Genomic DNA, 12,227 nt, shown 5'->3' on the forward strand with positions numbered 1-12,227 from the left:
ATACACTGATTTATTTTACTTAGTGTACTTCATTAGACTGGTAAACGCTATATATGTTACTGCTAACTGGTTTGCCTGACTTCTTTAGGTTAAATAATGCAATCGTCCATATAAAATCTCTACAGAAAAGCAATTGCCTTTTTACCTTTCAAGTCATCCCCATTTCTGCTAAAGCCACCGCCCCCCACAACGGCGCATCATCCCCCAAAATTGCTGGGACAATTTCAAAATTAACTTCTGGTAAAGCCGTCTCCCGCGTCACCTGACGCACCACCTGCCAAAAATCTGCCCCCGCTTTCGTCACACCGCCCCCCAACACAAAGCGCTGCGGATTCATCAAATTCGCCACATTGCCAATACCCACACCCAGCGCCCAAGCAGCCTTGTGCAAAACTTCCTTCGCCAAATCATCCCCAGCAGCCGCAGCTTCACTTACCAACTGTCCCGTCAACAATGTTAAATTATCACCTACCAAACTCCTCAAAACCTCTCCTCGTCGGCGTCTTGACAGTTCGTTTTCCAAAATTTCCCTAACATTTTGCGCCATATAAGGCCCCGACGCCAAACGTTCCACACATCCCCGCTTCCCACACAAACAAACTGGCCCAGCAGGATCGACAACGATATGTCCAATTTCGCCAGCCATTCCACCAGCACCTCGCCAAGGCTTACCGTTGAGTATCCAACCACCACCCACGCCAGTACTGACAGTAATATAAAACAGGCTATCGTATCCTTGACCAGCACCAAAACGGTGTTCGCCCAAAGCCGCAACATTGGCATCATTATCTACACCAACAGTAACGCCAAACTCCTCTTCCAACAAAGCTTTGAGAGGAATATTTTCCCATCCAGCTACATGATGAGATAGTCGTACTGTCCCCGTGGAAGCGTCAACTGGGCCGCCAAAGCTGACACCGATCGCAGCAGGTTTTGTGTCTTGCAACAGAGAGTAAATGAGTGATCGCATAATTTCCAAGTCAGTATTAGCATCTGCACCTACTGGCGAGAGACGACGTTCATAACACAACCACTTTCTAGAACCGATATTTACTGTTGCTGCTGCCAGCTTAGTTCCGCCAAAATCGAGAGCTAAAATTAATGTCATAGTTTTTTATACCTATACGTGGTTTCTTTCTCAAGAAAGATGTTTGCAAGCAAAATAAATTCAACACTAAAGAAAATGGCATACTAATTTAGTAAATTATGACTCCCGATCAACCCAATCCACTCATTGATTTTTCTCAGGCCAAAGAACCTCCTATTTCCCTTGATGTCGATAAAGCTCAAGAGGCAGATCCCATTGAACCAGAAGAAGTTAGTGGACAGAGTAAGCAAAACCCTACTCCTGATGATTTAAATCAGGAAGATGAAGATCCCAGAATTGGGGGTACTCAAATAATTAATGCTAATATTTCAGGTAGTTAACTAATTGGCATTACTAACCTACTCATTTGTTTGAGAGTTAAGTACTCCATCAATAAACTGTTGTAATCGTTCATAATGTGAACCTTTCCAATAAATGCGATCGCAGTCTTGGCAACGCTGGAATTGATCAATCTGCGATCGCACATTTTCTGGCACTTGATCGATAATGGATTGCTTCTCTACAGATTCTAATAATCCATTACAACGCAAACACCGTTTAAATGGTGAGATTAATTTAAACAAATCAAAGCGTTGCAGTACTTCTAGGATTTGTTGTTCAGGGTTAGTGTTTCTAACATAATACCCATACGTTACCAAACTACGCATCAATAGACCTTTATCACGAGTCAAGAGAATCCGCGCTTGATTATAGGATATTTGGGCTAATTTCTCGTCCTCGTAGTCATTGCGGTATAAAGTATCAAAACCTAAAAGTCGTAAAGATGTCGCAAGCTTCCCTAAATGAATATCTAAAACAAAGCGGATAATACTGAGCGATTTTGGCAGAACAGAAACGGTTGGTATAATAACCTTCCTAGCTGAAATTGGATAGACATTGATAGTGTCTCCATCAGAAACTATGTAAGAAAAATTTACATATTCACCATTAACATTTATAAAATCCACCTCTGGATGAGGGACACCCAACGATTCAATCATGTCCTTAATTGAGGCTTTCTCTTCAAAAACATGAGAGATTCTCACTTGTTTGTGATGCCGTGGTAAAAAATGATTCAATTCTGCATGAAAGTAGAAATATGCGATCGCCATAGCTACAGATATTTGGATTAAGTAGGTCGGTGTAAATATTTATCGTTGCGATGAAGCAGGAGGCAGGAGGGAAGAGGGTTTGAGCCTATTTAATTTTTCTTAACATAGTTTGGTTTTCCCACATCGTTTTACTTAGTAAGTGCGCCTTTCCTAGCAACAATTCGTCACAATTGCAAAACTTTATTTATTAAATTAGAAGCTATCAATGCTTGTTATATTAAGATATCTCTACGATTAAATGCCTGTTCACCTTGATTTAATCAATGTCTTAGAGGCAACAAACTGTAAAGGAGTCATAAAGATTCTTAAATACTTGCATTTCTTATTGACTTCAGTTAAAGTCAAAGCAGATGCCTATCATCAAACCCTGACACTATCTTCGGGAAGTTAGATTAGGTAAAACGCTAAATACCAAATTTGTTAATGTTAATGTCAGTGACGCTGCTAATAATTAGTCACTACTTTTAATTATTAACTTATCGCAGATGGAGTATGGGAAAGTAAAGCATTTACCCCTAATTTGACTTTTTTACTTTTCTTAATCTATTGAGAATTATTTGCAATATGGATATTTTTATAGATACATTGCAAGCAGATAGTGTGGAAGAAGTCTTAAAACAGTATTGGCTTACCAAAGCAATAGCTGCTTGTTAAATTTTTTTTGCATCTACCTTTAGAAATATATTTTTCATAAGAGCAGGACAGAATTATATTTTTATATGTAAAAACAGGATCTGTAACTAACTATGTAGATAATTTCAGCAAAACTTTAAACAACTAGGTTGCTGCTAAGAATATTTTTGATTGTAGTATCAGCTACATCAATATTGTAAGCAAGTTAATCGTTGGTAACTCTCCAAGTCGCTTTGCGTCTATGACCAGATTTAATACAGCAGTTTGCAAGTAAATGAGGTACAAAACGTAGAACTCACTCATCAAATATAAAGAGTTTCTACCTCCTGCCTCCTGCCTCAAAACCCGTAACTTTGTACCTCATGTAAAAGAAAAGTGCTGTATATTTGATTTTGCCAAAGAAACCAAGTTTAAAAAAACTAAGTTTCCGCAAATTAAAATTTATTAAATACCAAATAACAATAAAACTAGATACAAAATTAACGCCACTCATACGGAAAAATATCTCTTGACACTATTTATCTTTATTGTGGAGAATTTATTAACCGGAAAGACCTCAATCAATAATGATGTTATAAAGTAGCTACCTATTTTGAACTGAGAAATAAATATTGTTCTTTTTTTTCTCTTTTAGTCAAGCATATTGTAGCTAAGAACACGATTGTATTTGGGAATACTTTTTGTCTATAAAATATGCTAATGAGTACAGCGAAATGAATACTTTTTTTTGTTCTGACGATTCACTGCAAGTAGGAGAAGATGTTATTGGTAGTGCCACTAATTATCAAACTTATATTTTAGTTGAGTGTCCTTTGCCTTGGACATCAGAAGCCTTTAATTCCAAATGGGTGCCTCAGAATTTGAGGATTTTGGTAGAAGAAGTGAAGCGTGCTAAACTACCGATTAGATTCCTCTTAATTGCTAATGATGTATCACACAAGGTAAATCACACTACACTTTTGATTTATCAAAAACAAGAGGGGCTAAGTAATGGATACCAGAAAAAAGAGTTTAAGCTAGCAAATATTGAGCAAGTAGCAGGAGAAGTCCAAAAATGGATATGGGGTATCAATTTTAATTCTGAAGTGGAAACTACTACAACTAGAGATATTTTAGTTTGTACTCACGGTAGTCATGATAAGTGTTGTGCAAGATATGGCGCTCCTTTTTACTTCCATGTAACAGCGAGTAATGCTGATTTGTGCTTAGATAATGTGCGAATTTGGAAATCATCGCACTTTGGTGGACATCGGTTTGCACCAACAATTATAGACTTGCCAGAAGGAAGATACTACGGTCGTCTCGATCAAGATTCATTTAGATCAATTTTGACTCGTACTGGTGATATTCAATGCTTACATAAAGTCTATCGAGGCTGGGGAACTCTGCCTGCCACACTTCAGGTTTTGGAAAGAGAGTTAATCCTTTGTAAAGGATGGGATTGGTTTAACTACAAAGTTGCAGGCAAAATTTTAGAGCAAAGTTTAGACAATAATACTATCTTAGCTGAACTTAGTTTTGAACAACCTTGTGGTTCTCTCTACACTTACCAGGCTAAACTTGTGAAAGATGAAACCAAGACTCAACAACTGAAGAGTTCATGCAATGCTACACGAGAGTTGGTAGTTACTAAATATGCTGTCGGTAGTTTTTGGATTACCTCTAGTAAGGTAATGAGTTATAGTACATAGAAGTGAAGAGTTTTTAAACGCAGAGGGGCGCAAAGGTAAGCGCAGAGGAACGCAGAATATTACAAAATTTAGTTTGTTACGAATTAATTAAATACTGTATTTAGTATAAAGGTCTAGAAATTCGTAATAAAATCTCTGCGTCTCTCTGTGTTTCAATTCCAAATATTGAATCAAGATGAAACCATATTTAAGACTTTTCGTAACAGTACTTGGTCTTCTAATTTGGCTTTTAAACGACCATTTTCAATATCTCGAATCCAGCTTTGACTTTTACCTGTGAGTTTTGCCAATTCTCTTTGGGAAAGATTCAAATTTTTTCGCGCTTGCAAAATCTGTTCGCCTAGCAAATCGTTTGTAGCTTTGGGCTTCTTTTTGGCTTTGGCAGTTCTTGTTTTCTTTTTTTCCGATTCTGAGATTTGCTGTTCCCATTCTGGCGGGAGTTCAAAAGCCAAAATCCGCGCATTCATGAGCAGATTCCATTTACCACGGGGGCCTGTATCTGTGAGGCGAGTTTCAGCACCACCGTCATTAGTCCAAAATTCTAATGCTTCATCTGGATCTTCGGGAAGATCGATTAATTTCGCCCACAAAGGTTGAATTTCTGGTGGGTAAGTAACTGGATCGAAAAGCGGTTTCATTCCATAGTGATTGAGAATTTCCAAATCGCTTTCAAAGGTTCGCAGCAGACGTTTGCGTTCTTCCCGTTGTCTGGATGCAAGGGCGACTTTTTCTTCGCCGTAAGCAATACGCAGCAAAGTAGGAATGGTAATGCGTTGTTCTTTGCCCATTTTAGTTTTAAACAGCAACCACAGCATTAGTCGAACTGCGCCTTCATGTTGCTGCCAAATGCTCATGACTGTGGTTAGCAATGTTTTGGGTAGACTGCCGTATTGATAGAATGCGGTTCGTTCTTTACATGCTTGTTTGTTTAAGAAATATTGTGCCCAAATACCTGCTTTTACTTTAAAAGTTAGTCCAATCAGATATTTGCATCCGAGATTGTCTTCTTGAAAGTGGTGTTGAATATCTACCAAGTGCCATAAGCGGCTGCCGACAACAGAGAATCCGTTAAGTCGACCTTGTTGGGGCCAGTCAATGGAGATAATTAGGGAGCAAGCTTGCTGAACGATATTTTTCATTAAAGCTAGCTTGGCAGCTTTACTCAAGTCTTTGCGTTTCTCCATCCCCAAATATTTCTCAATTTGTCGCTCATCGATCGCAAATTCTTGCTCCCAAGGTTGCTCTAAGGCTGTAGCATAAGCTGCAAAAATTAGATGTATGCAAGCGGCTCTGATGTCAAGCCCCTCAATTGCTGCTATATCTGTGGCCTTGTCGTTCACTTTGAAGGGATCTTGGATATGAAAAGCGATCGCACCTCGCCCTTGATTGACTTGTCGGCTGTAACTGATGTAGCCTTCTTCATCAGTTTCCCAATGTAGGGATGTGCGCTGCGCTAATACATTACAAGCTTCCCAAATTGCGATCGCTGAGGCAAATGGATTATTCTTGCCATTAGAAAACAAGTCTAAGCTGGTAGCATCTCTTGGTTCAACTTTGCATCTTCCCTTTTTCGCCTGCCAAGGAATGGGAGAATTAGTTGGACAAGCTATTACACATTGCGGTTCTGAATAATAGCCTTCACAATTATTACAAAGACCAGGATCAACCCAGTATTCATTGTCCTCTATTCTGATTGCACCCGTAGGACATTGGGGGCGGCAGTTGTCACATCCAACGCAACTGTTGTTAGGAATTGTATAAGGCATTTGGCTCTTTTCCCACTCTAATCGTTGAGATGTCTGGCTCAGGTCTCCCCTGGATGAGTCCTGTGTTTTCATGACTCGCTACCACATTATCTTTATGGTGAGAATAGTCTTTTCTCACCACATTCAATCACCACATCTACTTGTTAACTTCGCATCCACTTAAAAACTATTTAAGGCTTTCAAATTGAGTTTGACAAAACTTCTTATTAACTATACATTTCATGAATAAAATGATTAATTTGTTCGTACTGAGCTTTAACCATTCTTTAAAATTTATTTAATTAACTACTTAATGAACATTTCAACTTTGACCATAAAACCTTACATAAAGTATTTTTAGGAAATATTTAAGCTTTTTACAATTAGACCTCATCTGATTTGTTAATAATTTTAATATTTAAGACATGATAATATTCTGCCATAAAATTTACAGTTCCTTCATAAATTAATTCTGTTGATTACGACGAAAGAAGAATATTCATTTTGTCATCATTCATCTAAATATTTAAATCAAACTAAATTGAAAATTGTTGCTTTATCAAATACATATTGCATATATCAAAATGTTAGTAACGAACATTTTTTATGGTATATATGTATACTTTTTATCTAAATTTGTTTGCCTAACTCAAAAAATATTTGAAAAATAATGTCATTACTCTTATAGATATAGTTGCATTTGCTGGAAATAATAGTTAAATCGGCAGTTATAAACCACATATACACGAGGCTTTACTCATCTGCATAGGTTTTAAATCCTCAACTTTTTATTTATGCTCTGTATGGAAATGGCCGATTGTGGGCTGCTGCCTCCAGTCAGATATTGAGTCAGAGACTCGGTGAATGCATTTCCATGTAGAGCAGGAGAACGAGGAATACTAAATATTCATAAGAATTGTTTGCAATAATTTTCATCTATAAATTGAAACAAAAAACAATTTACTATTGTGTTCAAAGTCATCGAAAAATGATGTAATAAAAGTAATTTTTGAGTACAAAACAATAAAAAATTAGGATAATATGATGGTTAATGCACAAACAGATTGACAGGCAAAATTGCCGAGGATTTATTCATGGCACAACTAACAGGTTTGACATTTGGCGGTAAAGCTTGGACACCAAAATTTGCTAAAGAAATCGACAAAGAGAAATGTATCGGCTGTGGCAGATGCGTTAAAGTATGCGGGTACAATGTGCTAGGTTTGAAAGCACTGAATGAAGAAGGCGAATTTGTAGAAGACGAAGATGATGAAGAAATTGAACGGAAAGTAATGGCAGTTACTTCTCCAGAAAACTGTATTGGTTGTGAAGCTTGTTCGCGGATCTGCCCAAAGAACTGCTACACCCACGTTGTATTAAATAATTAAGGTTTTTGGAGTTAGTCAAAATTGTTGTTTGTTGTAGGAGGCACTGTTTGAATAAAGCGCAAATGCGCTAGGCAAGGTAACTAGAGGGGAATCTTAAATATTTACTGTAATTAATAAAAAGTTTGCAGTAAACAAATCCGTGGCTCGCAAAATGTTAGCTATTAACAAATTTAAACTTGCTGCTAATATAGCCTAATCAATATTAGGTCTAACAGTGCCCTTTTGAAACAACTAGCTTTGATTGAAGCAGGGGGCTAACTTTGTGGTATGAGTTGAAATATAATTTGTCATTTTTTGGGGGAAAGATATGGAAAAAATCTGGAAGTTTCCCCCATTTTTTATGGCTGCACGTTAGAAAGTTAATAAGTGAAAAGGAAATGGGAAATAGGGAATGGAGAATAGGGAATGGGGAATAGATAACAATACCCAATGCCCAGTGACGCCAGTTGCTTCTCCCTTGGCGCTAGCCTCTCCCTTTGGGAGAAGGAGAGACGCTGCGCGAACAAGTCGGGTATTGCCTGCCCAACGCACTGGCTCCCCAATGCCCAATTTCCAGAAAATAACACCTCAAAAGACTGTTTAGACAGGTAGCATGTATGCAACAAGTTCCTGTTTCACTATGGACTCTGGTTGCTGGGATAGTAGTTACAGCAATCAGCATTTTGATTGGTCAAAACCACACTCTCATGCCCGTACAGGCATCGTTACAAGCGCCTTTGGTAGACGGTTTTTTCAACGTCATGTTTACCATTGCGATCGCACTCTTCTTGGTGGTAGAAGGAACAATTGTAATGTTTTTGATTCAGTTTCGTCACCGTCGGGGTGACGATGGCGATGGCGTGTGGGTGGAAGGCAACGTTCCTTTAGAAATCTTTTGGACAGCAATTCCCACAGTAATTGTCCTCGGCTTGGGCATCTACAGTGTAGATGTTTTTAATCGAATGGGCGGCTTTGAGCCTGCGGGTCATCCTCATTCAGCAGCTCATGTTGCTCATATACCGGGGAGTGCTATTGCAGCTACATTAAGCGATACTTCCCAAGCAACAACTGCCCCAGCAATAGCCCCAACAATTGGCATTGGCGCGTCTCCTCAAACGCTAAACAAACCAGCTGACTTAGTTGTTGATGTCAAAGGCATACAGTACGCCTGGTTATTTAATTACCCTGATAGTGGCATTAGTTCTGGGGAATTGCACATACCCGTTGGTGCTGATGTCCAACTTAACCTTTCAGCACAAGATGTAATTCATTCATTCTGGGTGCCAAACTTCCGCTTGAAACAAGATGCGCTTCCTGGTATCCCTACCGAACTACGATTTGTTGCCACCAGACCAGGTACATATCCCGTAGTTTGTGCTGAGTTGTGCGGTGGTTATCACGGTTCAATGCGGACACAGGTAATTGTCCACACACCAGAAGAATATAATAGCTGGCGGACAGAAAACCAAATTGCTCAACAGCAAAACTTAAATCAAGTCGTTGCAATTAATCCAGCCGACTTATCAACATCAGAGTTTCTCGCGCCCCACACCCATGATATGGGAATTAGTGCAGCAACTCTAGAGTCATTGGTCATTGGTCATTAGTCATTGGTCATTGGTCATTGGTCATTGGTCATTAGTCATTGGTCATTAGTTATTGGTAACTGACAAATGACAACGGACAAATGACAACGGACAAATGACAACGGACAAACAACAAATGACAAAGGACAAAGGACAAAGGACAAAAATATGACGCAGGTAGAATTTCCACGGAATACTCCACCGGAAGAAAATAAACCAGAAATGGTAGCTGGCCATACCTCCCATCCAAAGGCGTGGAAATGGCAGGACTATTTTACATTTAATGTTGACCATAAGGTTATTGGTATCCAATACCTCGTGACGGCGTTTGTGTTCTATCTCATTGGCGGACTGATGGCTGTTGCTCTCCGTGTCGAATTAGCAACACCAGATGCAGACGTACTCGACCCCAATCTGTATAACGCTTTCATGACCAATCACGGGACGATCATGATCTTCCTGTGGATTGTCCCTAGCGCGATTGGGGGATTTGGTAACTATTTAGTGCCGTTGATGGTCGGTGCTAGGGATATGGCTTTCCCGAAGCTGAACGCGATCGCCTTTTGGTTAAATCCACCAGCAGGTGCGCTTATATTAGGTAGTTTCATCTTTGGTGGTTCGCAATCTGGTTGGACAGCTTATCCACCCTTGAGCTTGGTGACAGCACCAATCGCTCAAACTATGTGGATATTAGCGATCGTTTTAGTAGGAACTTCCTCAATTTTGGGTTCGCTGAACTTTGTGATCACCATTTTGATGATGAAGGTTCCTAGCATGAAATGGGATCAAGTGCCTTTATTTTGTTGGGCAATCTTGGCAACCTCCCTGCTGGCGCTTCTCTCCACACCTGTATTAGCAGCCGGTTTAGTTCTACTGTTGTTTGACCTCAACTTTGGCACTTCCTTCTTTAAACCAGATGCAGGCGGTAACGTTGTAATTTATCAACACTTATTCTGGTTTTATTCTCACCCGGCAGTATATTTAATGATTCTGCCCATCTTCGGCATCATGTCCGAGGTAATTCCAGTTCACTCCCGCAAGCCAATCTTTGGTTATAAAGCGATCGCTTATTCTAGTGTAGCCATCTGCGTTGTTGGTTTGTTCGTCTGGGTACACCACATGTTCACCAGTGGCACACCCGGTTGGATGCGGATGTTCTTCACTATCTCCACTCTTATAGTTGCAGTTCCCACCGGCGTGAAGATTTTTGCCTGGGTTGCTACCCTTTGGGGTGGTAAAATCCGTTTCACAGGTGCAATGCTTTTCGCCATTGGCTTGTTGTCCATGTTTGTCATGGGCGGCTTAAGTGGTGTGACGATGGGAACAGCCCCCTTTGATGTTCACGTCCACGACACATATTATGTAGTAGGACATTTCCATTACGTTCTGTTTGGCGGTTCCGTGTTTGGCATCTACGCCGGCATTTATCACTGGTTCCCCAAAATGACCGGACGAATGCTGAATGAAAACTTGGCACGCATTCACTTTGCCTTGACTTTCATCGGTACTAATCTGACCTTTTTACCGATGCACGAGTTGGGTTTGCAAGGAATGCCGCGACGAGTGGCAATGTATGACCCTCAATTTATCGACCTCAATCAAATTTGTACCTTTGGTTCATTTGTTTTGGCGATATCGGTAATTCCTTTCACCATCAACATGCTCTACAGTTGGCTGAAAGGGCCTTTGGCTGGTGATAATCCTTGGCAAGCTTTGACCTTAGAATGGACAACTAGCTCGCCACCCGCGATTGAAAACTGGGAAGTATTGCCGGTTGTTACTCATGGCCCTTATGACTACGGTCATGATAACAGGCTTGAAATAGAGCCATCTGCAACACCGTCAGCTAGTGCTTAATTAGTAGAGTGAGTATTGCGATCGCTCTCAAAGTGACTGCAACTTCTATTCATTTGAGCTGGGAGATCGAAGTTTTGAGCTTGGAAATCGAAACTCCAAGCTCAGAACATGAAAGGCCGAGTTCTGAACTCGAAAGGCCGAGTTTTGAACTCGAAAGGCCGAGTTCTGAACATCAAAGGCCGAGTTTTGAACATCAAAGGCCGAGTTTTGAACTCGAAAGGCCGAGTTCTGAACATCAAAGGCCGAGTTTTGAACTCGAAAGGCCGAGTTTTGAACTTGAAAGGCCGAGTTTTGAACTCGAAAGGCCGAGTTCTGAACATCAAAGGCCGAGTTCTGAACTCGAAACTCGGAATTTTGATAATTCCTGAACAAATGAAGAGTTCGGTTAAATAAGGATTTTGGATGAGGAATGAAAATGTGCCGCTTCAGACTTCATTCTTTATTCAAGCTTCCACAACAGACACAGTGGATAATATTGTCAAAAAATCTATGACTATAGCTACAACCACAAGCAAAGATCACAGTGCAGGACACGAAGAACATCCAGATTTAAGAGTCTGGGGATTGTTGACGTTCCTCGCTTCTGAATCCCTAATGTTTGGGGGATTTTTTGCTACCTATTTGTTTTTTCGGAGCAGTACAGCTGTTTGGCCTCCAGAAGGAAGTGAAGTAGAATTACTCGTGCCGACGATTAACACGATTATTCTGGTGTCTAGTAGTTTCGTGATTCACTTCGGTGATACGGCGATTAAAAAGAATAACGTCAAGGGAATGCAACTGTGGTACGCAATTACCGCAATCATGGGGGCAATTTTCTTAGGTGGTCAAGTTTATGAGTACTCAACTTTAGGATACGGACTGACTACTAACGTCTTCGCCAACTGCTTTTATATCATGACCGGGTTCCACGGTTTGCACGTTTTTGTCGGACTGTTATTGATATTACGTGTATTGTGGCGATCGCGTCGTTCCGGTGAATATTCTGCAACCAATCATACTTTTATCGAAATGACAGAAATTTACTGGCACTTCGTAGACATTATTTGGATTGTGTTATTCACCTTGGTGTACGTTCTTACTTTGTTTTAGGGCATGGGGCATGGGGCATTGGGCATTGGGCATTAATTATTCTGCCTCACTCCCTCATCC

Annotated in this window: 10 protein-coding genes; 7 read left to right on the plus strand and 3 right to left on the minus strand. The window is 40.2% G+C overall.

Annotated features, from left to right (window positions below):
• Positions 1-148: 148 nt before the first annotated feature.
• Entirely contained in the window at positions 149-1,108 is a 960-nt protein-coding gene (locus ACFE93_RS31620; protein ID WP_375479605.1) for an ROK family protein, read from the minus strand.
• Positions 1,109-1,206: 98 nt separating this feature from the next.
• Between ACFE93_RS31620 and ACFE93_RS31625 the strand changes: the two genes are divergently transcribed.
• Positions 1,207-1,428, plus strand: coding sequence for a hypothetical protein (locus ACFE93_RS31625; RefSeq protein WP_375479607.1), 222 nt, complete (start codon positions 1,207-1,209; stop codon positions 1,426-1,428).
• A gap of 18 nt (positions 1,429-1,446) precedes the next feature.
• Here the strand turns inward: ACFE93_RS31625 and ACFE93_RS31630 are convergent, their stop codons facing one another.
• Positions 1,447-2,199: a Mut7-C RNAse domain-containing protein gene (locus tag ACFE93_RS31630; protein WP_375479609.1), complete on the minus strand. Its 753-nt coding sequence runs from the start codon at positions 2,197-2,199 to the stop codon at positions 1,447-1,449.
• Between the two features lie 1,346 nt (positions 2,200-3,545).
• Here ACFE93_RS31630 and ACFE93_RS31635 point away from each other — a divergent pair.
• Positions 3,546-4,523 (plus strand): sucrase ferredoxin, encoded by a 978-nt coding sequence (locus tag ACFE93_RS31635; RefSeq protein WP_375479611.1) that lies wholly within the window; start codon positions 3,546-3,548, stop codon positions 4,521-4,523.
• A gap of 170 nt (positions 4,524-4,693) precedes the next feature.
• On the opposite strand, the gene ACFE93_RS31640 is transcribed toward ACFE93_RS31635, so the two are convergent.
• On the minus strand, positions 4,694-6,289 hold the full coding sequence (locus tag ACFE93_RS31640; RefSeq protein WP_375479613.1) for a helix-turn-helix domain-containing protein: 1,596 nt from the start codon (positions 6,287-6,289) through the stop codon (positions 4,694-4,696).
• A gap of 1,073 nt (positions 6,290-7,362) precedes the next feature.
• Here ACFE93_RS31640 and fdxB point away from each other — a divergent pair.
• The 5 genes from fdxB to ACFE93_RS31665 all read left to right on the plus strand — a co-directional run bounded on the left by fdxB (position 7,363) and on the right by ACFE93_RS31665 (position 12,167).
• Positions 7,363-7,656 carry a ferredoxin III, nif-specific gene (gene fdxB, locus ACFE93_RS31645; protein WP_375479615.1) on the plus strand — a complete coding sequence of 98 codons (294 nt, stop codon included), beginning with the start codon at positions 7,363-7,365 and terminating at the stop codon, positions 7,654-7,656.
• A gap of 391 nt (positions 7,657-8,047) precedes the next feature.
• Positions 8,048-8,239 (plus strand): hypothetical protein, encoded by a 192-nt coding sequence (locus tag ACFE93_RS31650; RefSeq protein ID WP_375479617.1) that lies wholly within the window; start codon positions 8,048-8,050, stop codon positions 8,237-8,239.
• Between the two features lie 13 nt (positions 8,240-8,252).
• Positions 8,253-9,242, plus strand: coding sequence for a cytochrome c oxidase subunit II (locus tag ACFE93_RS31655; RefSeq protein WP_375479619.1), 990 nt, complete (start codon positions 8,253-8,255; stop codon positions 9,240-9,242).
• 147 nt (positions 9,243-9,389) lie between these two features.
• The gene (ctaD, locus tag ACFE93_RS31660) at positions 9,390-11,078 is read left to right on the plus strand and encodes a cytochrome c oxidase subunit I (protein WP_375479621.1); all 1,689 of its coding nucleotides are present in this window, start codon (positions 9,390-9,392) and stop codon (positions 11,076-11,078) included.
• Between the two features lie 489 nt (positions 11,079-11,567).
• Positions 11,568-12,167, plus strand: a complete 600-nt coding sequence (locus ACFE93_RS31665; RefSeq protein ID WP_375479623.1) for a heme-copper oxidase subunit III — start codon at positions 11,568-11,570, stop codon at positions 12,165-12,167.
• Positions 12,168-12,227: the final 60 nt, after the last annotated feature.

Source organism: uncultured Nostoc sp. (genome assembly GCF_964247315.1).
Taxonomy (GTDB): Bacteria; Cyanobacteriota; Cyanobacteriia; order Cyanobacteriales; family Nostocaceae; genus Nostoc.